This window comes from Pseudomonas poae, from assembly GCA_028869255.1.
In the GTDB taxonomy this organism is placed as follows: Bacteria; Pseudomonadota; Gammaproteobacteria; order Pseudomonadales; family Pseudomonadaceae; genus Aquipseudomonas; species Aquipseudomonas poae_C.
Window position 1 is genome coordinate 420,334 of the sequence record CP110972.1, and the last position, 25,823, is coordinate 446,156.

Annotated in this window: 30 protein-coding genes; 16 read left to right on the forward strand and 14 right to left on the reverse strand. The window is 61.6% G+C overall.

All coding sequences use genetic code 11. From position 1 onward, the window contains the following. Positions 1 to 13: 13 nt before the first annotated feature. Together LRS56_01965 and LRS56_01970 are read left to right on the forward strand one after the other, a co-directional pair. A complete protein-coding gene (locus LRS56_01965; protein WDU63365.1) occupies positions 14 to 1,018 on the forward strand; it encodes an ornithine cyclodeaminase family protein in 1,005 nt (334 codons plus the stop codon). Next, positions 1,015 to 2,409 (forward strand): aromatic amino acid lyase, encoded by a 1,395-nt coding sequence (locus LRS56_01970; protein ID WDU63366.1) that lies wholly within the window; start codon positions 1,015 to 1,017, stop codon positions 2,407 to 2,409. Before LRS56_01965 ends, LRS56_01970 begins: the two co-directional genes overlap by 4 nt. A gap of 121 nt (positions 2,410 to 2,530) precedes the next feature. Here LRS56_01970 and gstA read toward each other — a convergent pair whose 3' ends face one another. Next, complete coding sequence (gstA, locus tag LRS56_01975; protein ID WDU63367.1) at positions 2,531 to 3,133, reverse strand: glutathione transferase GstA; 603 nt, start codon at positions 3,131 to 3,133, stop codon at positions 2,531 to 2,533. 96 nt (positions 3,134 to 3,229) lie between these two features. Between gstA and LRS56_01980 the strand changes: the two genes are divergently transcribed. The 3 genes from LRS56_01980 to LRS56_01990 all read left to right on the forward strand — a co-directional run bounded on the left by LRS56_01980 (position 3,230) and on the right by LRS56_01990 (position 5,572). Continuing rightward, positions 3,230 to 4,099, forward strand: a complete 870-nt coding sequence (locus LRS56_01980; GenBank protein ID WDU63368.1) for a LysR family transcriptional regulator — start codon at positions 3,230 to 3,232, stop codon at positions 4,097 to 4,099. 154 nt (positions 4,100 to 4,253) lie between these two features. Then, entirely contained in the window at positions 4,254 to 4,778 is a 525-nt protein-coding gene (locus LRS56_01985; protein ID WDU63369.1) for a PAS domain-containing protein, read from the forward strand. Positions 4,779 to 4,783: 5 nt separating this feature from the next. Beyond that, a complete protein-coding gene (locus LRS56_01990) occupies positions 4,784 to 5,572 on the forward strand; it encodes a methyl-accepting chemotaxis protein (GenBank protein ID WDU63370.1) in 789 nt (262 codons plus the stop codon). Positions 5,573 to 5,705: 133 nt separating this feature from the next. On the opposite strand, the gene LRS56_01995 is transcribed toward LRS56_01990, so the two are convergent. From LRS56_01995 to LRS56_02020, 6 genes are all read right to left on the reverse strand, one after another. Further along, positions 5,706 to 6,197, reverse strand: a complete 492-nt coding sequence (locus LRS56_01995; GenBank protein WDU65676.1) for a hypothetical protein — start codon at positions 6,195 to 6,197, stop codon at positions 5,706 to 5,708. A gap of 136 nt (positions 6,198 to 6,333) precedes the next feature. Next, a complete protein-coding gene (locus tag LRS56_02000; GenBank protein ID WDU63371.1) occupies positions 6,334 to 7,743 on the reverse strand; it encodes an MFS transporter in 1,410 nt (469 codons plus the stop codon). Between the two features lie 9 nt (positions 7,744 to 7,752). Beyond that, positions 7,753 to 8,490 carry an NAD(P)-dependent oxidoreductase gene (locus LRS56_02005; protein WDU63372.1) on the reverse strand — a complete coding sequence of 246 codons (738 nt, stop codon included), beginning with the start codon at positions 8,488 to 8,490 and terminating at the stop codon, positions 7,753 to 7,755. A gap of 15 nt (positions 8,491 to 8,505) precedes the next feature. Continuing rightward, positions 8,506 to 9,138 (reverse strand): glutathione S-transferase, encoded by a 633-nt coding sequence (locus LRS56_02010; GenBank protein ID WDU63373.1) that lies wholly within the window; start codon positions 9,136 to 9,138, stop codon positions 8,506 to 8,508. A 121-nt stretch (positions 9,139 to 9,259) separates the two neighbouring features. After that, the gene (locus tag LRS56_02015; GenBank protein ID WDU63374.1) at positions 9,260 to 9,502 is read right to left on the reverse strand and encodes a hypothetical protein; all 243 of its coding nucleotides are present in this window, start codon (positions 9,500 to 9,502) and stop codon (positions 9,260 to 9,262) included. Then, entirely contained in the window at positions 9,492 to 10,280 is a 789-nt protein-coding gene (locus tag LRS56_02020) for a VacJ family lipoprotein (GenBank protein ID WDU63375.1), read from the reverse strand. Before LRS56_02020 ends, LRS56_02015 begins: the two co-directional genes overlap by 11 nt. 169 nt (positions 10,281 to 10,449) lie before the next feature. On the opposite strand from LRS56_02020, the gene LRS56_02025 reads away from it, so the two are divergent. Both LRS56_02025 and LRS56_02030 read left to right on the forward strand, forming a co-directional pair. Further along, on the forward strand, positions 10,450 to 11,160 hold the full coding sequence (locus LRS56_02025) for a response regulator (GenBank protein ID WDU63376.1): 711 nt from the start codon (positions 10,450 to 10,452) through the stop codon (positions 11,158 to 11,160). Then, positions 11,157 to 12,512, forward strand: a complete 1,356-nt coding sequence (locus LRS56_02030; GenBank protein ID WDU63377.1) for an ATP-binding protein — start codon at positions 11,157 to 11,159, stop codon at positions 12,510 to 12,512. The genes LRS56_02025 and LRS56_02030 overlap by 4 nt, the downstream gene beginning before the upstream one ends. Before the next feature lie 53 nt (positions 12,513 to 12,565). Here the strand turns inward: LRS56_02030 and LRS56_02035 are convergent, their stop codons facing one another. Together LRS56_02035 and LRS56_02040 are read right to left on the reverse strand one after the other, a co-directional pair. Next, a complete protein-coding gene (locus LRS56_02035) occupies positions 12,566 to 12,805 on the reverse strand; it encodes a DUF6124 family protein (protein ID WDU63378.1) in 240 nt (79 codons plus the stop codon). A gap of 179 nt (positions 12,806 to 12,984) precedes the next feature. Next, positions 12,985 to 14,016, reverse strand: a complete 1,032-nt coding sequence (locus LRS56_02040; GenBank protein ID WDU65677.1) for a LacI family DNA-binding transcriptional regulator — start codon at positions 14,014 to 14,016, stop codon at positions 12,985 to 12,987. A 223-nt stretch (positions 14,017 to 14,239) separates the two neighbouring features. Between LRS56_02040 and LRS56_02045 the strand changes: the two genes are divergently transcribed. Continuing rightward, positions 14,240 to 14,773, forward strand: coding sequence for a gluconokinase (locus LRS56_02045; protein WDU63379.1), 534 nt, complete (start codon positions 14,240 to 14,242; stop codon positions 14,771 to 14,773). An 84-nt stretch (positions 14,774 to 14,857) separates the two neighbouring features. Then, entirely contained in the window at positions 14,858 to 16,210 is a 1,353-nt protein-coding gene (locus tag LRS56_02050) for a GntP family permease (protein ID WDU63380.1), read from the forward strand. 160 nt (positions 16,211 to 16,370) lie between these two features. On the opposite strand, the gene alaC is transcribed toward LRS56_02050, so the two are convergent. Continuing rightward, a complete protein-coding gene (gene alaC, locus LRS56_02055) occupies positions 16,371 to 17,582 on the reverse strand; it encodes an alanine transaminase (protein WDU63381.1) in 1,212 nt (403 codons plus the stop codon). Positions 17,583 to 17,777: 195 nt separating this feature from the next. Between alaC and LRS56_02060 the strand changes: the two genes are divergently transcribed. Next, positions 17,778 to 18,257 carry a GyrI-like domain-containing protein gene (locus tag LRS56_02060; protein ID WDU63382.1) on the forward strand — a complete coding sequence of 160 codons (480 nt, stop codon included), beginning with the start codon at positions 17,778 to 17,780 and terminating at the stop codon, positions 18,255 to 18,257. A 68-nt stretch (positions 18,258 to 18,325) separates the two neighbouring features. Here the strand turns inward: LRS56_02060 and LRS56_02065 are convergent, their stop codons facing one another. Continuing rightward, the gene (locus tag LRS56_02065; GenBank protein WDU63383.1) at positions 18,326 to 18,820 is read right to left on the reverse strand and encodes a GNAT family N-acetyltransferase; all 495 of its coding nucleotides are present in this window, start codon (positions 18,818 to 18,820) and stop codon (positions 18,326 to 18,328) included. Between the two features lie 148 nt (positions 18,821 to 18,968). Between LRS56_02065 and LRS56_02070 the strand changes: the two genes are divergently transcribed. From LRS56_02070 to LRS56_02085, 4 genes are read left to right on the forward strand one after another with little or no spacing between them, the layout of a single operon-like run. Further along, positions 18,969 to 19,388, forward strand: a complete 420-nt coding sequence (locus tag LRS56_02070) for a nuclear transport factor 2 family protein (GenBank protein WDU63384.1) — start codon at positions 18,969 to 18,971, stop codon at positions 19,386 to 19,388. 42 nt (positions 19,389 to 19,430) lie between these two features. Further along, on the forward strand, positions 19,431 to 19,775 hold the full coding sequence (locus LRS56_02075) for a YciI family protein (GenBank protein ID WDU63385.1): 345 nt from the start codon (positions 19,431 to 19,433) through the stop codon (positions 19,773 to 19,775). A gap of 34 nt (positions 19,776 to 19,809) precedes the next feature. Further along, entirely contained in the window at positions 19,810 to 20,289 is a 480-nt protein-coding gene (locus LRS56_02080) for an SRPBCC family protein (protein ID WDU63386.1), read from the forward strand. Further along, on the forward strand, positions 20,286 to 21,497 hold the full coding sequence (locus LRS56_02085; protein ID WDU63387.1) for an RNA polymerase sigma factor: 1,212 nt from the start codon (positions 20,286 to 20,288) through the stop codon (positions 21,495 to 21,497). Before LRS56_02080 ends, LRS56_02085 begins: the two co-directional genes overlap by 4 nt. Positions 21,498 to 21,614: 117 nt before the next feature. Here LRS56_02085 and LRS56_02090 read toward each other — a convergent pair whose 3' ends face one another. Further along, entirely contained in the window at positions 21,615 to 22,469 is an 855-nt protein-coding gene (locus LRS56_02090; GenBank protein WDU63388.1) for a LysR family transcriptional regulator, read from the reverse strand. Positions 22,470 to 22,557: 88 nt separating this feature from the next. On the opposite strand from LRS56_02090, the gene LRS56_02095 reads away from it, so the two are divergent. Further along, positions 22,558 to 22,998: a multidrug/biocide efflux PACE transporter gene (locus tag LRS56_02095; protein WDU63389.1), complete on the forward strand. Its 441-nt coding sequence runs from the start codon at positions 22,558 to 22,560 to the stop codon at positions 22,996 to 22,998. A gap of 60 nt (positions 22,999 to 23,058) precedes the next feature. Here the strand turns inward: LRS56_02095 and LRS56_02100 are convergent, their stop codons facing one another. Next, the gene (locus tag LRS56_02100) at positions 23,059 to 23,817 is read right to left on the reverse strand and encodes an SDR family oxidoreductase (GenBank protein WDU63390.1); all 759 of its coding nucleotides are present in this window, start codon (positions 23,815 to 23,817) and stop codon (positions 23,059 to 23,061) included. Positions 23,818 to 23,925: 108 nt separating this feature from the next. On the opposite strand from LRS56_02100, the gene LRS56_02105 reads away from it, so the two are divergent. After that, entirely contained in the window at positions 23,926 to 24,822 is an 897-nt protein-coding gene (locus LRS56_02105) for a LysR family transcriptional regulator (protein ID WDU63391.1), read from the forward strand. Here LRS56_02105 and LRS56_02110 read toward each other — a convergent pair. After that, positions 24,819 to 25,736 carry a LysR family transcriptional regulator gene (locus tag LRS56_02110; protein ID WDU65678.1) on the reverse strand — a complete coding sequence of 306 codons (918 nt, stop codon included), beginning with the start codon at positions 25,734 to 25,736 and terminating at the stop codon, positions 24,819 to 24,821. The two genes, LRS56_02105 and LRS56_02110, sit on opposite strands and share 4 nt — an antisense overlap. Positions 25,737 to 25,823: the final 87 nt, after the last annotated feature.

Here is a 25,823-nt window from a genome sequence, read left to right on the forward strand (position 1 = left end):
CAGTGAGCAGACCATGCAACCGATCTACATTGATTTTCTCAACGGCCTCGACATCGACGAACTGGGGCTCACCAATGATGAAATCCTCAGCGCCATCGAAGCCAGTCTGGCGATTCAAGGGCGTGGCGAGGCGGTGATCGAGCCGCGCACCCACTTGATTCCCGGCGGTGAGATCAACGGCCACTTCAACGTGCTGCGCGGCGTCCTGGGTGGCGATATCGGCTACGCCGGGGTCAAGGTGGTGGGCGACTTTGTCGACAACTACCGCAAGGGACTGCCCTCGGAACTGGCGATCCTCAACCTGCTGGACCCGGCCACCGGCATTCCAAAAGCCATCCTCGACGCCTCGGCGATCACCGATATGCGCACCGGCGCGGTCACCGCCATCGGCGCCAAATACCTGGCTCGGCCCGACAGCAAGGTGCTCGCGCATATCGGCGCGCGCGGCACGGCGTACTGGAATGTGCGGCTGCTGGACCACCTGTTCGATTTTGAGGAAATCCGTGTGCATTCGCGGCGCAGCGAAAGCCGCGAAGCCTTTGCCGAACGCCTGCGCCAGGACCTCGGCAAGCCGGTGATTGTCACGCACGATTGGGAGTCCACAGTGCGGGGCGCCGACATCGTGGTCGAGGCCTCGCGCCTGGATCAGCCCGAACCCTTGCTGCACACCGAGTGGATCAAACCCGGCGCGTTTGTGGTGCCCTACGGCACCATGAGCGCGGTGCAATTGTCTCTCACCGACATCATGAGCAAGCGGGTGGTGGACGATTGGGGCCAGTGCAAGGGCGGGCTGTTCGGCTCGCTGCGTGCGCATGTGGAGGCCGGAAAGCTCAGCGCCGAGACCCTGCACGCCGAGCTTGGGCAAATCGTCGCCGGCTTGAAAAGCGGCCGCGAAACCCCCGAGGAAACCATCCTGTTCTGGCACCGTGGGCTGAGCCTCAGCGATATCGCCCTGGGCCATGCGCTGCTGGAAAAAGCCAAGCGCCTGGGGCTTGGCCAGCGGCTGCGCTGGGCATGATCCACTTCGATCCTCAGGGCCTGTCGCTCGCCGATTTGCTGGCGATTGCCCGGCAGGACAGCCCGGCGGACTTCACCACCCAGGCGCGCCAACGTATCGACGAAGGCCACCGGTTGCTGGTGAAACTGGCGGCGCAAGGCGTGCCGATCTATGGCGTGACCACCGGCCTCGGCGCGGCGGTGGACACTGCCGTGGCGCCGTTGCAGGCGAGCATTCCGCTGGGGCGTGCGGTGGGGGTGGGGCGCCTGGCCAATCGACAGGAATTGCGTGCGATCACGGCGGCGCGCCTGGCCGGGTTAGCCCAGGGCCGCTCGGGCATTTCACCGCGCGCGGCAGAGGCGTTGCTGGGCCTGCTCAACAGCGGCGTCGAGCCCGAGGTGCCGTTGCTCGGCTCGTTGGGGGAGGCGGACCTGGCACCGTTGGCCCACTTGAGCCTGGCGCTCAGTGTGGCGTTGACCGGTAAGGATGGCCTGGCGCTGGTGTCGGCGAATGCCGCCAGTGTGGGGCTGGGGGCCTTGCTGGTGTTCGAGGCGCAGCAGGTATTGGACGCCTTGCTGGCGGCGTTGGCCGTGTCGTGCGAAGGCTACCGGGCCAACCTCAGCCCGTTTCAGCCATGGGCTTCACGCCTGCGGCCGGCGCCTGGGCAAACCGCGCAGTCGGCGGCATTGCTGCAGTTGCTGGCGGGCGGCGAGCTGGCGGATAACCCGCGCCGCTTGCAGGACCCGTTGAGTTTTCGTTGTGCAACGGTGGTGCAGGGCGCGGCGCATCAGGCGTTGCAGCAGTTGCATGAGCTGGTCGAGTTGGAACTGCGCAGTGGCGCGGATAACCCGGCGTTGATCAGTGAAGAAGCGCTGGTGTTGGCCACGGCCAATTTCGACAGCACGCATTTGGCGTTGGCCGCCGAAGGGCTGGGCCTGGCCCTGGGTCGGGTGGCCGCGTGCAGCGCTGAGCGCATTGCCAAATTGCTCTCGCCCACGTCCAGCGACTTGCCGCGTTTTTTGATCACACAGCCGGGGCATGTGGGGATGGCAGCATTGCAGCGCACCAGCGCGGCGTTGCTCGCGGAGATCGGGCACCTGGCCAACCCGTTACCGGCGGTCAGTGTGCCGGTGGCCGACCGCGTGGAAGACTACGCCGGGCAGGCCCTGGCCGTGGTCGACAAGACCCGCCGCTTGACCGAGCGGGTGTTGTGGCTGGCCAGCATCGAACTGATCGTCGCCGCGCAAGCGGTGGAGCTGCGCGGGCAACTGCAACTGGGGCAGGGGGCTAGGCGGATTCATGAGGCCGTGCGCAGCCAGGTGGCGCATCTGGATCAGGATCGGTCGGGCTCCGTGGATGTGCTGGCGCTAAGTGCCTTCATCGCGGCTGGCCACTTGAAACCCTTTCTCTAACCCCACGAAGATCAACTGTGGGCGCTGGCTTGCCTGCGATGGCATCAGCGCGGTGTACCTGAAGTACCAAGGCGCCTGCATCGCAGGCAAGCCAGCTCCCACAGGTTGATTGCATTTCAGGTCATGGGCTTTCGGCGGCCAGCGCTGCGATCACTGCAGGCCGTTGGCCTACCCGCTTTTGAAACGCCGCCAGCGCCGGCCATTTGCCCAGATCGATAGCGTGAAAGGCTGCCCAGCGCAGCACCACGAACAGGTACGCGTCCGCCACCGAATACTGCTCGCCCAGCAAATAATCCTGGTGCTCCAATGTTTGCACCAGCACCGCAAAACGCTTGAACAACGTGGCCTGGAACATGGCCCGCACTTCACCTTGAATGGCGTCGTTGAAGAACACTGCCAGCCCGCCATGAATCTCGCTGGCGATAAAGTTCAGCCATTCCTGCAAACGCACGCGCTCCCAGCTGCCATTGGCCGGGGCCAGGTGGGCTGTGGGTTTCAGGTCGGCCAGGTATTGCAGGATCGCGCTGGCTTCGGTCAATACCTGGCCATTCTCCAGCTGCAGCGCCGCCACATAGCCCTTGGGGTTGACCTGCAGAAAGTCCTGGCCATCGGCGGTGGTTTTGGCCTGGTTGTCGACCAGCACCAGCTCGAACGGCAGCGCCAATTCGCGCAGCACGATATGCGGGGCGAGGGAACAGGCGTGAGGGAAGAAATACAGTTTCATCTGGGGCAGCTCCGTTGAATTTGCGCCAGTCTCACGGGCATGGCACCGTGCGTAAAATTAAACCTTCAGCACCCCGCCATAAGGACAGCTACTGCCATGATGAACCTGATGCACTGGCGCCTGCTGGTGGCCGTGGCCGATCACGGCAGCATCACTGCGGCCGCCGAACACGTGGGCATGACCCAGTCCGCCGCGAGCCAGGCCATGGCCGGCATGGAGGCGACCCTGGGCGCGCAGCTGTTTACCCGTGAGCCGCGCAAGACCTTGCCCACGGCCCTGGGGCTGAGTGTGATTGAGCAGGCGCGGGTGATGCTGGGCGCCTTGCAGGCGATTCGCAGCACTGTGGATGAAGCCAGGCCCATGCTGCGTGGGACGATTCGCATCGCCAGTTTCCCCATGGTATTGGCGAGGTTTCTGACACCCTTGTTGCAGCGCTTCGCTCAGCTCTACCCCGGCATCGAGGTCACCACCCTGGATGTGACGGACAATGAAGTACTGACCTTGCTCGATGCCGACCTGATCGACCTGGGTGTGGTGCTCAACCCCAAACCCGAGCGCAATGCCACGGTATTGGGCCGTGACCTGTGGTTGGCGGTGCTGCCGACCACTCACCCGCTGGCGCAGCGGCCGGCTGATGCCACGGTGTCGCTTGCGCAATTGCTTGAGCAACCCTTCGTGCTTGCCACCGGTGGTTGCACCGCGAATGCCCGCAGCCTGGGCGCGGCAGCGGGGCTGACCCTGCGCGATATCCGCGTGGAAGTGCGCGAATGGAACAGCGCTTTCAGCCTGGTGCGTGAAGGCGTCGGCGTGACCCTGGTGCCGGAGATGGCCCTGCCCACCCTGCGCAAGGGCCTGCGCGTAATGCCGCTGACGGAGCCGCTGCACCGCGAGTTTGCACTGGTCGGATCGCCCACCCAGACACCCTCTGCTGCCGCCTGTGCACTGCTGAAAATGCTGGCGGACTAGTGGCCTTGCATAGCGCCAAGCCGTGTCTATGCTCACTCAGAACCGTTGATGACGCTTGGCATGTAAAGCGATTTGGATGGTTGTTTCCAGCAGTAGCCAACTGAAGAATGGAATGCGCCGTTGCAGGCGCCAGGAAATCAAGGGTGATCTGACCATGTTCAACCTCCACCATAAATCCGACCTGCTTGAAATCCAGCGTTTCTCCTGTGCCCTCACCGAATCCAACGCCAAACTTGCCGCCATCAGCCGCTCCATGGCCATGATCGAGTTCGACCGCGATGGCGTGATCCTCGATGCCAACGACAACTTCTGCCAAACCATGGGCTACAGCGCCGACGAAATTCGCGGCAAACATCACCGTGTTTTTTGCGACGAGGCCTACGCTCAAACCGAAGCCTACGCCAAGCTCTGGCGCGACCTGGCGCGGGGCGAAGCCCTGAGTGGCACCTTTATGCGCCTGAACAAACATGGCCAGCAGGTGTGGCTCGAAGCCAGCTACATGCCGGTGCTGGACAGCGACAATCACGTACAGAGCGTGATCAAAGTAGCGTCGGATATTTCCGCACGGGTGCACCACGAACATGAAAACCAAAGCCTGATCGACGCGATCAGCCGCTCCATGGCAGTGATCGAATTCACCCCCAGGGCCAGATCCTCAATGCCAACGACAACTTTCTGAAGACGGTGGGTTACTCCCTCGATGAAATCGTCGGCCAGCACCACAGCCTGTTCTGCCATCGCAGCGAGGTGGAGTCGCCGGGCTACAAGGCATTCTGGGGCTCCCTCAACCGTGGCGAATACCACTCGCACCGTTTTGAGCGCAAAAACAAATACGGCAAAACCCTGTTTCTGGAAGCTTCCTACAACCCGATTTTCGATGCCAACGGGCGCCTGTACAAAGTGGTGAAATTCGCCAGCGACATCACCGACCAAGTCACCACCCTGCGCACCGCCGCCGATTCGGCCCACGCCACCTCGGTGCAAAACGACGTCTGCGCCCGCAAGGGCTCGGAGGTGGTGCAGCAAACGGTGCAGATCATCGAGGAAATTTCCCACGATCTGAACCAGGCGGCGCAGAGCATCGATGCGGTGAGCAAACAGTCGGACATCATCGGCGCCATTGTGCAGACCATCCGCAGCATTGCCGAGCAGACCAATATGCTCGCGCTCAACGCAGCGATTGAAGCGGCACGGGCGGGTGAGCACGGGCGCGGGTTTGCGGTAGTCGCCGATGAAGTGCGCAGCCTGGCGGCCAGGACCAGCCAGGCGACCGTGGAGATTGTGGATGTGGTGCGCAAGAACCACGACTTGTCGCTGAGCGCGGTGTCGAGCATGCAGTCGAGCTTGAGCCGCACGGGGCTGGGAGTGGAACTGGCGAACGAGGCGGGGCAGGTGATCCTGGAGATTCAGGAAGGCTCACGGCATGTGGTGGATGCGATCAGTCAGTTCAACTCGACGTTGCAGTTGCAGTAACTTATCTGGAAAACGCTGAAATCCAATGTGGGAGGGGGCTTGCTCCCGAAGGCGGTGGATCAGTCACCTACTGCAGTGACTGACACTCTGTCTTCGGGAGCAAGCCCCCTCCCACATTTTATCCCCTCGTGGCTTAGATCGCCGCCAGGGTTTCTTTCAACGTCTGTGCCTGCGGGTCAGCGGTTTTCGCCGCGACCTGCTGCTCTTGCTGCTGTTTCAGGCGCTCGGCTACTTGCTTGGAAATGGCATCCTGTTTTTCCTGCGACATATTCTGCACGTCCGCTTCGGTCAAACCCTGCTCCTTGAGCAATTGCTCACGGATCCGTTCGGCCGGGGATTTGCTCATGTAATCCGTGAACTCCGAACGCGCACCGGACGTAGCGCTGGTGGCCGGCACGTCGGTGGCCGAGGTCTGCAACTGCACGCGGGTCTTGGCAAAGGCTTCGTCGATGCGGTCGACGGCCTTGTCCAGGTCCTTCTGCGCGGCCGGTACGGTCACGCTTTGCTGCGCCGCTTGCAGGGCACCGCTGTACAGCGTGCTGGCGGCGGCGTTGGCGGGGTCCATGTCGGGTCGCTTGAGCTGTTGAACGGTGGCCACGGCCTGAGTGTTGTTAGTGCTGAGCAGCATAATCGGTCACCTGTGCAAATGTACGATGCGACAGCTGCAGCAAGTAGCGTGCCGGGTAGGCGATACCCGGTTTTATTGAGGATGCCGTGGCCGTTGCGGCAATAGTTGTCCCGCAAGCGGCCAACCGTTGCCGTCAGTGGGCGATATTTTCCAGCGCCAGGTTACGCGTACGCGGCCCGAACCAGCTGATGGTGATCATCACGATCAACATGCTGCTGGCAATAAACGCCAGCACCCCCGGTGTGCCGAGGTGCTCGAGGATAAAGCCGATCAACAAACTGCTGAACACCGTGGACAGGCGGCTGAACGAATAACAGAACCCCACCGCCCGCGCACGGATATTGGTCGGGAACAGTTCGCTCTGGTACGAGTGGTAACTGAAGCTCAGCCAGGCATTGCAGAAGGTGATCATCACCCCGCAGATCACCAGCCCGACCGCCGTGGTCTGCAAGGCGAACAGGCTGCCGAAGATCACCGCGCCCAGTGCCGAACCGACAATCTGCCATTTGTTTTCAAAGCGGTTGGCCACCTTCACAAACAGCAACGGCCCCAGTGGGTAGGCGAGGGTGATGATAAAGGCGTACAGCAAACTGTGGGTCACGCTCACGCCCTGGCCCGACAGCAGCGCCGGCAGCCAATTGCCGAAGCCGAAAAAGCCGATGGCCTGGAACACATGGAACACAATCAGCATCAAGGCGCGGCGGCGGTACGGCGGTTGCCAGATATCGGCAAAACGACCATTGCCTTGCACGCTGATGGCTTCGGGTTGTGGCTCATCCAGCGGCTTGCCGTGGTCTTTTTGGCAGCGCGCTTCCAGGCTGTCCATGATGGCTCCGGCTTCGTCAAAGCGGCCTTTCTGCGCCAGCCAGCGCGGTGATTCCGGCAGACGCTTGCGCAGTTGCCAGATAAACAGCGCAAACACGGCACTGCTGAGCACCACCCAGCGCCAGCCGGAGACCCCGAACGGGGCCTGGGGCACCAGCCACCACGACATCAACGCCACCGCCGGCACCGACAGAAACTGGATGAAAAACGCAAAGGCAAACGCCGAGCTGCGCATGCGTTTGGGCACCAGTTCCGAGAGGTAGGCGTCGATGGTCACCAACTCGATGCCCAGGCCGATGCCCACCAGAAAGCGCATGCAGATAATGCCCAGCGCAGACGTCTGAATGCCCATCAGCACGGTGGCGACGGTGTACCAGATCAACGCAAAGGTGAAGATCGCCCGGCGCCCGAAGCGGTCGGCAATCGGGCTGAGCAGGCTGGCGCCGAGGAACAGCCCCAGAAAGGTCGCCGAGGCAAATGCCGCTTGATCCGAGAAGCCGAACACACCCTCGCTGCCGGTGTGGAAGATCCCATCACTGATCAAGCCGGGGCTGATATAGGCGGTCTGGAACAGGTCATACAGCTCAAAAAAACCACCGATCGACAGCAATGCCACCAGGCGCCAGACGGTGGCGACGGCGGGCAGGCGGTCAATGCGTGCGCTGATATGGGCGGCACGGATCGGGTCGATACCGTCTGTGCTGGAAAGTGCGGGCATAGTGAGAACTCAGTCAGTAATCGGAATATCGAATTCCCGGAACGCATCGTCGACCGGATGGTAACCCAACACCCGTGTGGTTTCGCTGAGGTCCAGGCGTTTGAAGCGGTTATTGGAAATGCCGTGGGCGATCAAGTGCTTCACGCCTTCGGCCTCCACCGAACGTTGCAGCAAGTGCACGGCATCCCGTGGGCTGAGCCAGGCGCTGAGGTCGCGGGCGTTGTTCAGGTCGTGGGTTTCGGGGAATTCGAAGGCGCCGATGCGCAGGGCAATCGTCGACAGTGGCGTCTTGGCGGCGTAATAGCCACACAGTGCCTCGCCGTAGCATTTGCTCACGCCATACAGGTTGGCGGGCATCACCTGCATGCCGGGCGTGATCTGGCGGTCTACCGGGTAGCCTTCGATGGTTTGCGCGCTGCTGGCGAACACCAGGCGTTTAACCCCGGCGGCCACGGCCGCTTCGAACAGGTAGGTGGTGGCGAGGATATTGTTCGGTAGCAAATCATCGAACGAGGCACTGGCGTGGGGGATGCCCGACAGGTGCACGATCACGTCGATGCCATCGAGCAAGGCGCTGAGGCTGGAGTTGTCGCTGAGGTCGGCGTGTACAAAACGGTGCTCGCCCGGGGCGAAATCCGGCGCGATGCGGTCGGTGAGGGTAAAGCGGTAGCGGTCTTTCGAGGCGTCGAAAAACGTCTTGCCGATTCTGCCGCAGGCGCCGGTCAGCAGTAGGTTGAGTCCTTTCACGGTGCAGTCCTTGTTTTAGTTATGGCCGTCGAGGGCGAAGAGTTTGAAACCCTGGCGCTGGCTGAGGCGTTGGTAATACGCCGCAATGGCCGGGTAGGGCGGGCGCTGCATGGGCGTCATCTGCCAGCGGTGTACCGAGAGCCCGATCATGATATCGGCGAGGCTGAATTCATCTCCGGCCACATAAGCGCCAGTTTTCGCCAGTTGCTGTTCCAGCAGGCCCATCTTGTCATTCCAGCGCTGCACGGCGGCGGCGATTTGCGTGGCGTCGAGGCCGTCGGGGTTGTTGCGCACCAGGGCGCTGAAGGCGTCACTCCAGGCGCGGTTGAGTTCCACCGCTTGCCAGTCCACCCATTGCTCGACGCGCGCCCGTGGTGCGGGTTCGGCGGGAAGCAGGTCGGTGCGCTGGTACAGGCCGATCAGGTAGCGGCAGATGGTGTTGGATTCCCATAGCACGCCATGGTCGTCGATCAGCACCGGCACCTGGGCATTGGGGTTCAGGGCGAGGAATTCGGCGGACTGGGTGGGCTTGAAACCGATGCCCCAGTCTTCGCGCACGTAGTCGATGCCCAGTTCCTGGCAAGTCCAAAGCACTTTGCGCACGTTGATGGAGGAGGTGCGGCCCAAGATTTTCAGTGAGTGTCCCATCGTGCTTCCCTGGCAGTGGAAAGCAACCAATCTAGCAGGTGCCAGCAACACGATGAAACGAATTGTCAACGATGCTTCCAGCGAGTAAGGCAGTGGGCCTGCCACACCTGCAGCGCAGCCTTTAAACCTCTGTTCGTTCCCCATGGCTGATCATCCAGCGCAGCATGCTGGCCAAGGGGATTCGATGATGCTGCACCGAGCACCAGGCGCTGGCTTCGTCGCCGTACAACTCCACGTAGCGACTGAGGGTGACGTGGCGGCCGTCATCCTCCACCGACAGTTCGATTTCTCGGCAATGCAGCAACGCCGGGCTGGACCTGCGCGTTCTTCGGTGCAGCACCAGAGTCTGGTTTCTACTCGCCATGTTGCTCACCTTTGACGCACACCGAAGGGTAGGCCGCGACCCGGCCGGCCTTGCCTTCGAGCACGAAATCAGCCCGTCGCTCGGCAGTGCTGTCGCGCAGTGCCCGGTAATAATCCGGCTGTTGACGCAATTGCTCGGTAAACGGCAAGGCTTCGGCGCGGCCATCGACGATGCCGCCAACGGTGCTGACGGTGCCCAGGGTCTCGACGGTATCGCTGTTGCTGCCCAGGGGGTTGATCGCAAAGCTCAGCACTTTGCCGGTGGCATCACGCAGGTTGCCGGTGCCCAGCAACGGCAGTTCAACGATAGGACCGTTTGCGATATTCCATACGCCAAAGGTCTGGCCGAAGTCAGCCTTGTGCCGCTCGATACCCATCTTGCCCGACACATCGATCAACCCGACAATCCCCACCGTGGTGTTAATCACGAAGCGGCCGAAGGTGGTGACGGAGCGCTCACCATTGCCCTGCAGCAGGTCATTGATAAACACCTTGGGTTCGCCGAAGTTGGCGACGAAGTTATGCACGCCCGCCTGCAAGAACCCAGGCAAATGCCGGTAACCGCGTGCCACCGGGGCCAGGGCGTAATCATCCACCGTGCGATTGAAGGCGAAGACCCCGCGATTGAGCGGCTCTGCCGGGTCATGAACCGTATCGCCGAGGCGGTCACAGGGGGAGGGCAGTGGTTCAGGCGCGCTCGCGCAGCCACTGGCGAGTACAACGACAAAACCGACAATGGCGGAGCGTACAACAGGCGTGGCGCGTTTGATGGTTAGCATGCAGGGCATCTCGACAAGGATTGGTGGCGATCCTGCCTGGGTTTTTTTGCCTGAAGATTTCCGCTTTATTGCCTGCCTGTCGCTTTATTACCGAGTTGAAATATATGACGCAGCGCCAGGAATGATTTTAGATACGCACTTGCGAACCCATTGCGCCAGCGAGCCCACCGTGAGCCATCTATTACTGGTCGATGACGATATTGAAGTCCTCGCCCTGCTGCAGAAGTTCCTCGAACAGCACGGCTACAGCGTGGAAGTCGCCACCGATGGCCCGTCGCTGTGGCGAGCGCTGGAGCGGCGTTTGCCGGACCTGATCATCCTCGACGTCATGCTTCCCGGCGACAGCGGCCTGGTGCTCTGCCAGCAGCTGCGTGCCAGGCATGGCATTGCGGTGATCATGCTCACGGCCATGGGCGAACTGAGCGATCGGGTGGTGGGCCTGGAGCTGGGCGCCGATGATTACCTGACCAAGCCTTTCGATGCACGGGAGTTATTGGCGCGGGTACGCGCAGTGCTCAGGCGTACCGCCGAGATTGCCGCCCCCGCGCAGGACTCATCACGCACAATCCTCGAGTTTGCAGACTGGCAGTTGGATATCACACGTCGCGAATTACGCTCGCCGGAAAAAGTCATGATTCCGCTGTCTACCGGGGAATTCGAGTTGCTGCTGGTATTCGCCGAGCACCCGCGCCGCATCCTTACTCGCCAGCAATTGCTCGATCTGGCGCGGGGTGAGTCTTACGACGCCTTTGATCGCAGCATTGATGTGCAAGTCAGCCGACTGCGCCGCAAGCTCGAAGCCGACATACACGCTGAGCCGATGATTCGGACCATCCGCAATGGCGGATATCTGTTCAGCCCGAGCGTGATCAAACGATGAATGTGTTATCCAGGCTACGCGCCCGATACCATCGCCCCCACGACACCGTGGCTCGCTGGATCGCCCTGACCACCATGGCGGCGATGTTGACGTCGCTGGGGCTCTACAGCGTTTTCAGCCTGGTGGCCGGCGTATGGGCCCGACCGCCGATTCTCGAAACCGGCTTGATGGAACGGGTGGCGAGCATTTCCCGGATTATCAACGCAGCGCCTGTTCATCAGCGACACACGCTTACCCAGGCTGCCACCGACAAGGTCTTCAGCGTGCAGTGGTTGGCGCGCCGCGAAGATGCACATTTACCCGAGATCAACGACCCGGGTTTCAACGATGGCCAAAAATTGCTGCGCGATCTGCTGGAGATGCCTGCCGCCTCCATCGAAGCCTACGAGCCGGATGATTGGGCCGCCGAACACGTCAAGCGCCCCTATACGTTGATGGTTCAGTTAACCGATGGGTCCTGGATGCAGTTCTCGGTGCCCACCCGCAGATGGGGGCTGGACCCGTTCAAGCGCAACCTGATCGTGATCGTGCTGGCACTGTTGTCGACGGTGGCTGTGGCGCTTATCGCGACCCGCCATCTGGCGACGCCGCTTGAACGCTTTGCCCAAGGGGCACGGCGCTTCGGCAAGGATTTCCGTGCACCGCCCATTCCTGTAGTCGGCCCTCACGAAATCCGCCAGGCGATCCTGGCCTTCAATGCCATGCAGGCGCAGATCCAGCATTTTCTGAATGACCGCACGCAAATGCTTGCCGCTATCTCCCACGATTTGCGCGCACCGCTCACCCGTATGCGGCTGCGAGGTGAGTTCATTGAGGATGCCGAACAGCAGAGCCGATTGTTCCGCGATGTTGATGAGATGCAGGCCATGGTCAACAGTGCGCTGAACTTCTTCCGGGATGACGCGAGGCTTGAACCGGCTACAGCGTTCGACCTGGCAGAATTGCTGCTGACGGTGGTCGATGACTTCAAGGATGCTGGCACCGAGGTTACCTATGAGGGCCCCGCCAGGTTGGTGTATGTCGGCCGCCCGATCGGCCTTAAACGTGCGCTGAGCAATCTGGTGGACAACGCCATCAAATACGGGAGCGAAGCGGGTGTTCGCTTGACAGCCGAAGGTGATCGCGTGCAGATCCAGGTCGTTGATCGCGGGCCGGGCATTGCCAGCGAGTACCAGGAGCAGGTGTTTGCGCCGTTCTTTCGTATCGAGGGCTCACGCAACAAAAATACCGGCGGCGTTGGTTTGGGCCTACCCACGGCCCGGGCGACGGTGCTTGAGCACGGCGGCTCGCTGACATTACACAACCGCGCCGCTGATGGGCTGGAAGTGCGTGTGGTTTTGCCGATGAATTAAGTTGATCCGACGCCCTGTCGAGCAGACAAAAAGCCGGACCCTGTAGCGCTCCGTCAGCAGCGTGGGGTGTGCTGGTCCATGGCCTTGCCCACCAGCAACACACTCAGCTCACTCAACTGATGAATGGCCAGGGCGACATCGCGGTGCTTGCCGGTGAGGTCATCGGAGAGGTCAAGCAGCAAGGTGCTGACGGAACACACGGTTTCGTAGCTGTTGATCAGCAGGGTTTCGGTGGACACATCGGGGATAACGGTGAAGAGGGTGGTGGGTGGTGTATCGATTTCTTTGATCATTACCGTGCTCCTGGTCTAGAAAGTCCAAAAGTGGGCTACTAAACCCGATCACCGAGACATTCGGCGACCGGCAAACCTTAGAGAGCCCCACCCAAGGGCACAAGCCAGCGGATTCTGACGTAAGTGTAGGCAATGGAGGAGGCTGCTGACCTTGATGTCAGTCTGGTCCTACAGGCGTCCTACGTACTCTCCCGCACCTGCAACTCAAAGCCCATATCCACCACCGGCTTGGCGATCTTGTTGCCCGCCATGATCGTCAGCAAATGCTCCGCCGCACGTCGGCCAATCGCTTCACGCGGCGTGCTGATGCTGCTCAAGCGCGGCACCATGAAGGACGACGCCGGCAGGTCGTTAAAGCCCAGCACCGCCACGCGTTCCGGCACGTTGATGCCATGGCGCATGGCCTCCAGCAGCGCGCCTTGGGCCAGGTCGTCGTTGCCGAAGAAAATCGCATCCACATCCGGATGGGCCGCCAGCAGTTGCAAAAACAGCTCGCCGCCCAGCCCCACGGAGGAGGGGCGCGGCGTCAGCAGCTCCAGCGCCGGGTCGTACCGGCCGGCTTGCTGCAAGGCGCGGCGAAAACCTTCGCCACGCAGCAGCGTGCGTTGGTCCAGTTGCGCGCCAATATAGGCCAGGCGTTTGTAACCCCGGGACAGCAGATGTGCCGCCGCCGTTTCACCTGCCGCCAACTGCGAGAAGCCCACGCAGTTCACGCCGGCGTTGGGGTCCAGGTCCATCATGTATACGCTCGGCACATTACTCGCCTCGACCATCCGTCGGGCGCTTTCGGTGCGATCAAAGCCGGTCAGCAACAAACCCCTTGGCTGGTAGGCCATGTAGTTGCGCAGCAGGTTTTCTTCTTCATCGCGTGAATAGTGCGAGTTGCCGATCAGCACCTCAAAGCCCTTGGGCCGCAGCACCTGGTGGATGGCTTCGAGGGTTTCGATAAACAGCAGGTTGGACAGCGACGGCACGATGACCACCACCGAATGGCTCTGCGCCGAGGCCAGGGCGCGGGCGGCGGGGTTGACTACGTAGTTGAGTTCGGCGGCGGCGCGTTGCACTTTTTCCGCCAGTTCGGTGGCCACGGTACTCACGCCACGCAGGGCGCGGGAGGCGGTAATCGGGCTGACGCCGGCCAGGCGGGCTACTTCGTTGAGGGTAGGGCGACCGGTGGTGCGAGTATTTTTATCGTTCTTAGAGGTCATCAGGCAGCTTGCCAAACAAAAATCGAGGCACTAAGGTAGCGCTGTCTCCATAAGGCTGCAAATTCTTGAGCGTTGGGTTGCCTGATCCGGTCTGCTCTTGTGTAAGTCGCTTGGCGAGGATGCACGCGTCACTCCATAAAAAAAGACAAGACGGCGCGGGAAAAGCCTGTTTTTGCACTAGCCTTACAGCGTGCAAAGGTAGCGCTATCTGCGTCCTGAGGTGTTTATGAGTCAACCTGTTACCGCCCTGGTCATCATGGGTGTTTCCGGCTGTGGCAAGTCCAGCGTCAGCGAAGCCCTGTGCCGCCTGAACGGCGCCACCGCGATTGAAGGCGACAGCTTTCACCCCGCCGCGAACATCGAAAAGATGAGCGCCGGCCACCCCCTCAACGACGACGACCGCGCCGGCTGGCTCGACATCCTGTGCGATGAGCTGCGCCGCTCGCTCAAGGCCGGTGAACACCCGGTGCTCACCTGTTCGGCGCTTAAAAAGAAATACCGCGATCACCTGCGCGAAGCCGCGCCGGGCCTGGGCTTTGTATTTCTGGAGCTGACCCGCGCCGTGGCCGCCGACCGCGTGTCCCATCGCCCTGGGCACTTCATGCCGGCCAGCCTGATCGACAGCCAGTTCGCCACGCTTGAATCGCCCGTGGGCGAGCCGCTGACCCTGGCGCTCAACGCCAGTGAAGACAGCGTCGAGGAACTGGCCGAGCAAACCCATGCCTGGTGGCTGCAACACGGCTTTGAACCTAATCCTTAATTTTTTGCCGGAAAAGATAGCGCTATCCCCGGCAGGAAGTTCAACACCCGCTTTAATAACAACAACAAACAGGAGAGACCCCCCATGTTTGGCATGTCCCACGAGTCCTACCTGCTGCTAGACGCAGTGGTCACTATCATCGGGTTGATCGTTCTGATCACCAAGTTCAAGGTGCACCCGTTCATTGCACTGATCATCGCGGCCGGGTTCCTCGGCCTGACCTCGGGCATGCCCGTGGACAAGATCATCAAGGCGTTCCAGGACGGCTTCGGCGGGGTGCTCGGCTTTGTCGGCATCATCCTCGCGTTGGGCACGATGCTCGGCAAAATGATGGCTGAATCCGGCGGCGCCGATCAGATCGCCCAGACCCTGATCCGCGCCTTCGGCAAGGAAAAAGTCCAGTGGGCCATGATGTTCGCCGCGTTTCTGGTGGGCATCCCGCTGTTCTTCGAGATCGGCTTTGTGCTGCTGATCCCGCTGGTGTTTATCGTGGCGCGCCGCACCGGCGTGTCGCTGATCAAGATCGGTATCCCGCTGCTTGCCGGCCTGTCGGCGGTGCACGGCCTGGTGCCACCGCACCCGGGCCCGCTGCTGGCCATCGGCGTGTTTGGCGCGGACATCGGCAAGACCATCCTGTATGGCCTGATCGTCGCGCTGCCGACCGCCATCATCGCCGGGCCGATCTTCGGTACGTTTATCGCCAAGTACATCCCGGGCAACCCGTCCCAGGAACTGGTCGATCAACTGGCCCGCGAGCCTGAGAACAAGAACCTGCCGAGCTTCAGCGTCACCTTGATCACCGTGCTGCTGCCGGTGTTCCTGATGCTGCTGAAAACCTTCGCCGACATCGCGTTTGCCGAAGGCAATGTGGTGCGCAACTGGATGGACATGATCGGTCACCCGATCACCGCACTGCTGCTGGCGCTGCTGCTGTCGCTGTACACCTTTGGTACTCGCCAGGGCATCCATTCCAAGCAGATCCTCAAGTTGCTCGACGCGAGCCTTGCGCCGACTGCCGCGATCATCCTGATCATTGGCGCCGGTGGCGGTTTCAAGCAGATGCTGGTGACCAGCGGCGTGGGTGATGTGATCGGCCATATGGCCGTGAATGCGCAGATCAACCCGATTCTGCTGGCCTGGCTGGTGGCGGCGGTGATTCGTGTGGCAACCGGTTCGGCAACAGTGGCGACCATTACCGGCGCGGGCATTGTGGTGCCGGTGGTGGGGATGATCCCGGGGGTTAACCGTGAGCTGCTGGTGCTGGCGACGGGCGCGGGTTCGTTGATCCTGTCTCACGTCAACGATGCGGGGTTCTGGCTGGTGAAGCAGTACTTCAATATGACCGTGGCGGAGACGTTCAAGACCTGGACGGCGATGGAGACCATCCTGTCGGTGGTGGCGTTGATCTTTATCATGTTGCTGTCGTTGGTGGTCTGACAGACACGCCATGAAGCAGGGGTGAAAACCCAATCCAAATGTGGGAGCGGGCTTGCTCGCGAATACGCAGTGTCAGTCACTGGATTTGGCGACTGATCCACCGCATTCGCGAGCAAGCCCGCTCCCACAGTTTTGACTGCATTTCTGCAGGTGCGCAGGGTCAGGCTTTGTTGACCAGCCCATCGGCCCGGAACATCCCGCGAATCCCGCGTACCGCCTGGCGAATCCGGTCCTGGTTTTCGATCAGCGCAAAGCGCACATGATCATCGCCGTACTCGCCAAAGCCAATCCCCGGCGACACACACACCTTGGCTTCCAGCAGCAGTTTCTTGGCAAATTCCAGCGAGCCCATGGCGGCATACGGCTCGGGAATCTTCGCCCAGACGTACATCGACGCCTTCGGGTTCTCGACCATCCAGCCCAGCTCATGCAGGCCCTTGACCAGCACATTGCGGCGCTGGCGGTACTGCTCGGCAATGTCTTTCACGCACTGTTGGTCGCCTTCCAGCGCGGCAATTGCCGCCACTTGCAGCGGGGTGAAGGTGCCGTAGTCGTGGTAACTCTTGATCCGCGCCAGGGCGTTGACCAGTTCCGGGTTACCGACCATAAAGCCAATGCGCCAGCCGGCCATGTTGTAGCTCTTGGACAGGGTGAAAAACTCCACCGCAATGTCCTTGGCGCCGGGCACTTGCATGATCGACGGGGCTTTCCAGCCATCGTAGACGATGTCGGCGTACGCCAGGTCGTGCACCACCAGTACGTCGTACTGTTTGGCGAGGGCGATCACCCGTTCGAAGAAATCCAGCTCCACGCACTGCGCGGTGGGGTTGGACGGAAAGCCGAGGATCATCATCTTCGGCTTGGGGATCGAGCCGCGAATCGCCCGTTCCAGCTCGGCGAAGAAGTCCACGCCAGGCACCAGCGGCACCGAGCGCACCTGGGCGCCGGCAATCACGGCACCGTAGATGTGAATCGGGTAGCTGGGGTTCGGCACCAGTACGGTGTCGCCCTGGTCCAGGGTGGCCAGCATCAGGTGCGCCAGGCCCTCCTTGGAACCGATGGTCACGATGGCTTCCGACTCGGGGTCGATGTCCACCTCATAGCGGTCCTTGTACCAGCGCGAAATCGCCCGGCGCAGGCGCGGAATGCCTTTGGAGGTGGAGTAGCCGTGGGTGTCTTCGCGTTGGGCGACGGTGACCATTTTTTCCACGATGTGTGGAGGCGTGGCGCCGTCAGGGTTACCCATGCTCAAGTCGATGATGTCTTCGCCGCGCCGACGCGCAGCCATCTTCAGCTCGGCAGTGATATTGAACACGTAAGGGGGGAGTCGATCTATGCGCGCAAAGCGGCGCGGCGAACCTTGGTCTGCCATTGTTGCCTCGGAGTACGTAAGCGCCCGGAACCGTCCGAGCGACGTCGGCCACTGCGGTGGCCTGCGGGGCAGACAATACGGGCGATGATGGCCGGTTGTCCAGATGCCGGGGAAAAATTTCTGCATGGAGTGCGGCGTGCAAATGCCCCTATACTCGATACGGGTTTGTTCCCTTATAAGAAGGAGACTGTTCGTATGGATCAGCAGACAAAACAACCGTTAGAGCCACGCATGGAAGAAGGCAAAGCCTTGGTGATCGCCGGTGTACAGGGGCGTTATTCCAAGGCCACCGTCGGTGATATCCCACGGCTGTGGGAATTATTTGATACCTGCATCAAGGACATCAAGCAGCGCGTCGGCGGCGTGACCTACGGCGTGTGCCATAACCCCAGCCATGGCGAGTTCGATTACCTGGCCGGGGTTGAAGTGCCGCGCAAAAGCGATGTGCCCGGTAATTTCGAGTCCATCGAAATCCCGCTGCACCACTACGCGGTGTTCCCGCACTACGGCCCGGTGCAGGCACTGGAACAGACGTACGAGCGGATCATGTTCGAGTGGTTGCCGCACTCGGGCTACAAGGTCGCCGGGGCGGATTTCGAGCGCTACAGCGCGGATTTTGATGCGCGCAAGGGCACAGGCAGTGTCGAGATCTGGTTGCCGGTGGAAGCCAAGTAAACCTTTCTGATCGGCGCTCGATCTGCGTGGCGCGCGAGCTTGCTCCCTCGCCACAGGTTTAGCGTCGCTTATGCGATTAGTGTGAGCGCCAGGCGCCGCTCATTACCAATCCGCCCCTTATACGCCTCCCCGCTGTCCACCCAGCCTGCACTCAGATACAACCGCATCGCCGCCACATTGTCCGCATCCACCGACAGCTCCAGCGCCTTGATCTGCGGCCACGCCTGCAGAGCCGCGGCCGGCAGCGCCTGCAAGCAGGCTTTGCCGAACCCCCGCCCTTGCTGGTTGCGGTCCACCTGTAAAGCATGCAGCGTCGCGCTGTGTTCATCGGCCCAGTGGGGCAGGCACGGCGGGCGTTTGAGCAGCAGAAAGGCCACGGGCAGGTCATCGGCGAGCAGGGCGAAGCCTTTGATGGCGGCGGGGTTGGGGTTGACCAGCAGGCTGTTCAGCGCGCAGTAGATATCGCCGGAATACGCCAGTTGTTCGGGATGCACCTGCAGGGTGTCGAGTTGCTGTTTCTGCACAAGGCTCAGCGTCTCATAGGAGGCGAGGCGGGTTTCCATGGGTGACGCATCCGAAATCCTACAAAGAGACAGGAATTCTAGCGGGTTTGCCGGGGGCGAAATTATTTTTCAACGGGGTGTCGATTTACCCAAGGGTGATTCGACTAAGGGTGTTCCTTGTGATTTTCCACCCCCCAGGAGTGTCGCCATGAGTACTGCAATCAACCGCCTGATCGAGCAATGGAAACACGCGGTTACCGCCAAGGATATCGAGAAAATTGTCAGCTATTACGCCGACGATATCCTCGCGTTCGACGCCGTTGCCGCGCTGCAATTCAAGGGCAAGGCCGCCTACCGCGCCCATTGGGAAGAATGCATGAAACAGTGCCCCGGCCCCGGCATTTTCGAGTTTCATGAGTTGCATATCGTGGAGGCGCCGGACAGCGCATTTGCCCACTGGCTCGCGCACTGCGGCGGCACCGGGCCGGATGGGGTGCTCAAGACGTGCTGGATGCGCGTGACTGCCGGCTACCAACGCATCAATGGCCAATGGAAGGTGGTGCATGAGCATTGGTCTGCGCCCTTCGATATGCAAACCGGCGCCGGTCTGTTCGACCTGAAACCCTGACCGCCACGAACTATAGTCAGTAGTCCGAAAACGGAGACGCACATGAAATACCTCTGCCTGATTTACAGCAACGAGCAGGTGTTGCATACCTCGCCCGACAGCCCTGCCGACCCGGAGTGTTTCGCCTACGCCCAGGCCATCCAGGCCAGCGGCCGGATGCTCGCCGCCGAGCCGCTGGAGTCGGTGAGCACCGCCACCACCGTGCGGATGCGCAATGGCAAGCTGTCGATCACCGACGGGCCGTTTGCCGAAACCAAGGAGCAGCTCGCCGGGTTCTACCTGATAGAGGCCAAGGATTTGAATGAGGCGATCCAGGTGGCCGGTGGCATTCCGGCGGCCAGGGTCGGCAGTGTGGAAGTGCGCCCCGTGCGTGAATTGAATCTCTGAATACAACAATCACAAGATTCCAGGAGGTTTACCCATGACCACTCAACCCGCTGAATTTGAACTGTCCATCAGCCGCGTAATCGATGCGCCCCGCAGCCGGGTGTTCCGTGCCTGGACCGAGCCCGCGCTGCTGCAACAATGGTGGGGGCCCTACGGCATGACTACCCCCGAGTGCGAAATGAACCTGTGGGTCGGTGGCCTGTTTCGCACCTTGATGCGCGCCCCGGATGGCACCGAATACCCGACACAGGGCGTGTTTCTGGAAATCGTCGCGCCACGGCGGCTGGTATTTACCGACGCCTTTGCGCCGGGCTGGATCCCTTCGGGCAAGCCGTTTATGACCGCCGAAGTGACCCTGCAGGAAGTCGACGGCAACAAGACCCTCTACACCGCCCGTGCCATGCATTGGAGCCAGGAAGACAAGCAGGCCCACGAGGCCATGGGCTTTCATGACGGCTGGGGCCAGAGCCTGGAGCGCCTGGTGACGCTGGTCACCCAGGGCCTGCCCGATTGACGCCGGCGATCGAGGCGATTTACCGCAGCGAATCGCGGCGCGTGTTGGCGACGCTGATTCGCGTGCTCGGTGATTTCGACTTGGCCGAAGAAGCGCTGCATGAGGCGTTTTTTGTCGCTGTGCAGCGCTGGCCGCAGGACGGTGTACCGGACAACCCTAGGGCCTGGCTGGTCTCGACCGGGCGTTTCAAAGCCATCGACCGGTTACGTCGCCAGGCTCGATTTACCCCTTTATTGCAGGAGCAGGCCGACGCGCTGGAGGCGACCGACTGGAATGTTGAAGACGTGGAAGACGACCGCCTGCGCCTGATTTTCACCTGCTGCCACCCGGCGCTGGCGCCCGACGCCCAGGCGGCGCTGACCTTGCGTGAGATCTGCGACCTCACCACCGAGGAAATCGCCCGCGCTTTTCTCGCCACGCCCACCACCATCGCCCAGCGCATCGTGCGCGCCAAGGGCAAGATCCGCGAGGCAAGGATCCCCTATCAAGTGCCGAGCCTCGACGAATTGCCCGAGCGCCTCGACAGCGTGTTGCGCGTGGTCTATCTGGTGTTCAACGAGGGTTATTCGGCGTCGATGGGGGCGGACCTCACACGGGAGGATCTGACCCGCGAAGCCATTCGCCTCGCTCGCCTGCTGATGGAGTTGCTGCCCGAGCCTGAAGTGATCGGGTTGCTGGCGCTGATGTTGCTCCACGAATCGCGCCGAGCGGCACGGACCTCGGCGGGCGGTGAACTGGTGCTGCTGGATGAACAGGACCGTTCGCTGTGGGACGCGTCCTTGATTGCTGAAGGCTGCGCACTGGTGGAACAGGCGCTGACCAACGGGCGTTTTGGGCCGTATTGCCTGCAGGCGGCCATAGCGGCGGTGCATGCCGAAGCGCCGAATGCGGGGGAAACCGACTGGCTGCAGATTGTCGGGCTTTACGATGTGTTGCTCAGGCAGATGCCATCGCCGGTGATCGAACTCAACCGCGCTGTGGCGGTGGCGATGGCGCAGGGGCCGTTGGCGGGGCTGGAACAGGTGGACAGTATTTTGCACCGCGGGGAGTTGCTGGATTACCACTTGGCGCATGCGGCGCGAGGGGAGTTTTGTCGGCAGTTGGGGCGGGTTGCAGAGGCCCGTGCGGCGTACGAAAACGCCCTGTCGCTGACCCGGCAAACCCCGGAAAAGCGCTTCCTCGAACGACGCCTGGCCGAACTCAAATAAACCACACAATAAAACTCCAAATGTGGAAGCTGGCTTGCCTGCGATAGCGGAGTGTCAGGCGACAAAAATGTCGACTGTCAGGCCCACATCGCTGGCAAGCCAGCGCCTACGGTTTGATCAGTCCAGCATCAACCCCAACATCCAGCTCCCCGCCGGCCCAGGCGGGTGGTGCCGCGACCACAGCGCATCCACCGCCACCGAGCGCGGCCAGCTGCGCACGTTGAGTTCAACCAGCCCGGCGTTGCCAAAGCGCTCCACCAGCCAGCGCGGCAACGCCGCCCAGCCGAAACCGAGTTGGGCCATTTCCATCAGCATCAGAAAGCTCGGGGCCGACCACACACGGCCACTGGGGCGGGTTTCATTCGGGTTGATGATGCTCGCCAGGCGCAGTTCACGGTGCTGCTGCAGGGCTTGTTGGTTGATGTCAGCCAAGCTGGCCAAGGGATGATCCGGCGCGACGAACAGCGCGATTTCCGTGCGTTCCGCCACGGGCGCACGGGTCAGGTCGGGGGGATAAACCTCTTGAGCCTCGACAAACGCCATCTGGGCGCGGCCGCTTTGTACCAGGGCGATCAAGTCTTCGCATTCGGCGATCAACCATTCCAGTTCCAGGTCCGGGTAGCGTTGCTCAAAGGCTTTGAGGGCAAGTTCGAAGCGTTCCGATTGGTAGGTATCAGACATCGCAATCGTCACTTTAGGCTCCAAACCCTGGGCCAACTGGCTCGCCGCCAGTTCCAGGCGGCTGCTGGCCTCCAGCACCTGCTCGGCGCGTTGCAGCAACACATGGCCCGCCGGGGTGAGCGTCGGCTTGCGGCTGCTGCGATCAAACAGCACCACATCCAGGTCAATCTCCAGGCTCGCCACCGCGGCGCTGACGGTGGACTGGCTCTTGCCCAACTTGCGCGCTGCCGCCGAAAACGAGCCTTGGGTGGCCGCTTGCACAAATGCCTGCAGCACTTCATTGGAGGCCATAAGTATCGCCTTGCTCGATGGTTATTGGTTATGAAGTATCGAGTCTAGGGGTGATCATGGCAACCATCGTCACTCACGGAGCCGGGTTATGAACCCTACCAAGTCGATTACTGAACGTGTTTGCCAGGCCATCGGTTTTGAGGCGCTGGCCTTGTTGATCTGCACCCCGTTGCTGGCGTGGATCATGAACAAACCGGCCCTGGAAATGGGCATGGTCACCCTGGCGCTCAGCCTGATGGCGCTGACCTGGAACGTGATTTTCAACGGCCTGTTTGACCGTCTCAAGGTGCGCCTGCAACTGGCCAACAACGCCTGGACCCGCGTGCTGCACGCGCTGATGTTTGAAGGTGGCCTGATCCTGGTGGCCGTGCCATTGATCGCCGCCTGGCTGAACATCAGCCTGATGCAGGCGTTTATCCTCGACATCGGCGTGTTGCTGTTTTTCCTGCCGTACACCTATGTGTATCACTGGGGGTATGACGTTATTCGGGAAAAAGTCCTGCAGCAACGCCTGCCTAGCGAAGCGTGAGCCACGCGAAAAAATCCAGCAATGCCCGCATTTGCGGGCATTGCTGCCAGCGCGAAATGGCTACAGAAACATACCGCCCGACGCCTCGATACGTTGCCCGGTGATCCAGTTGCTGCCGTCGGCCAGCAGGGTTGAAATCGCCCCGCCAATATCGTCCGGCAAACCGGCGCGGCCCAGGGCGGTGTTGTTGGCGACCATCGTATTGAGGTCCGGGTTATCGCGCACCGCGCCGCCGCTGAAGTCGGTGGCGATCGCGCCGGGCGCCAGGGTGTTCACCGTGATGCCACGCGGGCCCAGTTCCTTGGCCTGGTAGCGCGACAGCACTTCCACCGCGCCCTTCATCGAGGCATACGCCGCATACCCCGGCAGGCTGAACCGCGCCAGGCCGCTGGAAATATTGATGATGCGCCCGCCATCGCTGATCAGCGGCAGCAGTTTTTGCGTGAGAAAAAACGGCGCCTTGAAGTGGATCGCCACCAGGCGGTCGAACTGTTCTTCACTGGTGTCGGCAAAGCTGGCGTGTACGCCAATCCCGGCGTTGTTGATCAGAAAGTTGAAGTGATCCTGTGCGAAAACCTCCTTGAGCACAGAGCCGACCTGGCTCACAAAGCCATTGAAGCTCGCGCTCTGGCTCACATCCAGCTGCAGCATGGCGGCGCGCCCACCCAGGGCTTCAACCTGCTCGACCAGCGCTTGGGCTTCGGCTGCGGCGCTGTGGTAAGTGCCGATGATGTCGACGCCTTGTGCCGCGAGGTGCAGCGCGGCGCTTTTGCCCAAGCCACGGCTGGCGCCGGTGATGAGTGCGATTTTACGGGTCATGGTGTAGCCCTCTTCTGATGTGATCGTGAGGCTGAGTGTATTTGTCCGGCCGTAACGTGATAAACATGGCCAAATCGGAATCACTGGCCGGATAAGGCGAACAATCCCATGAACAAACTTGAGCTGCTGCGCACCTTCGTGCGCGTCACCGAGCTGTCGAGTTTCACCGGCGCAGGCGAGAGCCTTGGCCTGCCGCGCTCCACCGTGTCCGAGCATGTGCAGGCGCTGGAAGAACTGCTCGGCGCCCGCCTGTTGCAGCGCACCACGCGCAAGGTGCAGGCGACCCAGGACGGGCGCGTGTTGTATGAACGCAGCAAGGATTTGCTCGCGCATATGGAGGAGTTGGAAGGGCTGTTTCGCCAGGATGAAGCGCAGCTGAGCGGGCGTATTCGGGTGGACATGCCCAATGTGATGGCGCGGGATTTGATCCTGCCGCGCCTGCCCGAATTCATGGATGCGCACCCCTTGATCGAGCTGGAAGTCAGCACCACCGACCGCCAGGTCGACCTGCTCGCCGAAGGTTTCGACTGCGTATTGCGCGTCGGCGCGCAGCCCGACCAGTCGGTGGTGGCGCGGCGGCTGTGCAGCATGCCGATGATCAACTGCGTGAGCGCCGACTACCTTCGCCGCCATGGCCGGCCCGAAACCCTGGCCGACCTGGCGCACCACCAGTTGGTGCATTACGTGCGCCCGCTGGGCTCACGCTCGGCGGGGTTTGAATACCAGCACGGCAACAAGGTGCACCGGGTGCCGATGGCCGGGCGGGTCACGGTCAACAGCACCGATGCGTATAAATCGGCGTGCCTGGGGGGCTTCGGCATTACCCAGGTGCCCGTCCTGGGGATTCGCGACTTGCTCGACAGTGGCGAGCTGGTGGCGATATTGCCCGACTACCCGGCACCCGCGCTGGACGTGTCGCTGCTCTACGCCGGGCAACGGCATTTGCCGCAGCGGGTGCGGGTGTTTATGGATTGGCTGGCCGCCACCTTGCAATCGCGGCTCTAACGCCGCGCCGACAACTGCTGCGGCGCCAGGAACGCGTCGTGGAAATAGTCCCTGAACGCCTGCATCGCCGGGGTAAACGCCCGCTCGCGGTGCCAGGCCAGGCCGACGCTCATGGGGGTGACCGGGTCGGTCACGGTCAGGGTTTCGATGCGTTTGCCTTCCAGCGACCAGGGCCTATGCACCAGGTCTGACAGAATCGCCACGCCGCTGCCATTGGCGACCATACTGCGCACCGCCTCCACCGAGCTGGTGCGCAGCCGTACCTTGGGTGTTTGCCCGGCCTGTTCCCAATAGCGCATGGCGCTGTGTTCGGCCTCGTCGACGGTGAGCAGGATATACGGTTCCTGCGCCACATCCGCCAGGCTCACGGCGCCGCGCTGGCACAACGGGTGATGGCTGGGCAGCCATAGGCGGCGTTCGGAGTTGAAGAGGATCTCGGACACGATATCCGGGTGCGTGAGGTTGGCGGTGAGCACCACGGCCATGTCGAATTGACCCTCGAGCAACCCGTGTTCGATGGCCTGGCGCTCCTGTTCAAACACCTCGATGGTCACATCCGGGTGCCAGTGCTCCATGCGCTGCAAGTGGTGCGGCAAGAAATAGCCGAGCACCGTGTAACTGGCCGCCACCCGCAGTACGCCGCTGGCGCGGTAGTCGGGCAACGGGCTGTTCAGCGCATCCTCCACGCTGCGCACAATCACGTAGGCGCGGTTGAGAAAATGCCGCCCGGCGTCGGTGAGGTTCATGCCCTGGGCCGAGCGCACGAACAGCTGCACACCGAGCATTGCTTCCAGCTCCTTGATAGCGGTGGTCACCGCCGACTGGGAGATGTTCAGGTGAATCGCCGCCTGGGAAATCTGGCCGATTTCAGCGGTGGCGACGAAGTAGCGGATTTGGCGCAAGGTCAGGGACATAGCCATATCTGTTTTTCAGAAGATGAGCCATCTGATAATAGATCTTCCCAAGGGGTCAAGCCCCAGCCTACTTTCGGTGCATCACCT

What these genes read in the sequence shown, in the direction of transcription:
- LRS56_02065 (WDU63383.1), bottom strand. Translation starts at nt 18,820, where the DNA reads ATGGAAACCCGCCTCGCCTCCTATGAGACGCTGAGCCTTGTGCAGAAA.
- LRS56_02095 (WDU63389.1), top strand. Translation starts at nt 22,558, where the DNA reads ATGAACCCTACCAAGTCGATTACTGAACGTGTTTGCCAGGCCATCGGT.
- LRS56_02000 (WDU63371.1), bottom strand. Translation starts at nt 7,743, where the DNA reads ATGCCCGCACTTTCCAGCACAGACGGTATCGACCCGATCCGTGCCGCC.
- LRS56_02080 (WDU63386.1), top strand. Translation starts at nt 19,810, where the DNA reads ATGACCACTCAACCCGCTGAATTTGAACTGTCCATCAGCCGCGTAATC.
- LRS56_02035 (WDU63378.1), bottom strand. Translation starts at nt 12,805, where the DNA reads ATGATCAAAGAAATCGATACACCACCCACCACCCTCTTCACCGTTATC.
- LRS56_02030 (WDU63377.1), top strand. Translation starts at nt 11,157, where the DNA reads ATGAATGTGTTATCCAGGCTACGCGCCCGATACCATCGCCCCCACGAC.
- LRS56_02015 (WDU63374.1), bottom strand. Translation starts at nt 9,502, where the DNA reads ATGGCGAGTAGAAACCAGACTCTGGTGCTGCACCGAAGAACGCGCAGG.
- LRS56_01985 (WDU63369.1), top strand. Translation starts at nt 4,254, where the DNA reads ATGTTCAACCTCCACCATAAATCCGACCTGCTTGAAATCCAGCGTTTC.
- LRS56_01970 (WDU63366.1), top strand. Translation starts at nt 1,015, where the DNA reads ATGATCCACTTCGATCCTCAGGGCCTGTCGCTCGCCGATTTGCTGGCG.
- LRS56_02075 (WDU63385.1), top strand. Translation starts at nt 19,431, where the DNA reads ATGAAATACCTCTGCCTGATTTACAGCAACGAGCAGGTGTTGCATACC.
- LRS56_02010 (WDU63373.1), bottom strand. Translation starts at nt 9,138, where the DNA reads ATGGGACACTCACTGAAAATCTTGGGCCGCACCTCCTCCATCAACGTG.
- LRS56_01980 (WDU63368.1), top strand. Translation starts at nt 3,230, where the DNA reads ATGATGAACCTGATGCACTGGCGCCTGCTGGTGGCCGTGGCCGATCAC.
- LRS56_02045 (WDU63379.1), top strand. Translation starts at nt 14,240, where the DNA reads ATGAGTCAACCTGTTACCGCCCTGGTCATCATGGGTGTTTCCGGCTGT.
- LRS56_01965 (WDU63365.1), top strand. Translation starts at nt 14, where the DNA reads ATGCAACCGATCTACATTGATTTTCTCAACGGCCTCGACATCGACGAA.
- LRS56_02050 (WDU63380.1), top strand. Translation starts at nt 14,858, where the DNA reads ATGTTTGGCATGTCCCACGAGTCCTACCTGCTGCTAGACGCAGTGGTC.
- LRS56_02105 (WDU63391.1), top strand. Translation starts at nt 23,926, where the DNA reads ATGAACAAACTTGAGCTGCTGCGCACCTTCGTGCGCGTCACCGAGCTG.
- gstA (WDU63367.1), bottom strand. Translation starts at nt 3,133, where the DNA reads ATGAAACTGTATTTCTTCCCTCACGCCTGTTCCCTCGCCCCGCATATC.
- alaC (WDU63381.1), bottom strand. Translation starts at nt 17,582, where the DNA reads ATGGCAGACCAAGGTTCGCCGCGCCGCTTTGCGCGCATAGATCGACTC.
- LRS56_02070 (WDU63384.1), top strand. Translation starts at nt 18,969, where the DNA reads ATGAGTACTGCAATCAACCGCCTGATCGAGCAATGGAAACACGCGGTT.
- LRS56_02090 (WDU63388.1), bottom strand. Translation starts at nt 22,469, where the DNA reads ATGGCCTCCAATGAAGTGCTGCAGGCATTTGTGCAAGCGGCCACCCAA.
- LRS56_02020 (WDU63375.1), bottom strand. Translation starts at nt 10,280, where the DNA reads ATGCTAACCATCAAACGCGCCACGCCTGTTGTACGCTCCGCCATTGTC.
- LRS56_02100 (WDU63390.1), bottom strand. Translation starts at nt 23,817, where the DNA reads ATGACCCGTAAAATCGCACTCATCACCGGCGCCAGCCGTGGCTTGGGC.
- LRS56_02110 (WDU65678.1), bottom strand. Translation starts at nt 25,736, where the DNA reads ATGTCCCTGACCTTGCGCCAAATCCGCTACTTCGTCGCCACCGCTGAA.
- LRS56_02060 (WDU63382.1), top strand. Translation starts at nt 17,778, where the DNA reads ATGGATCAGCAGACAAAACAACCGTTAGAGCCACGCATGGAAGAAGGC.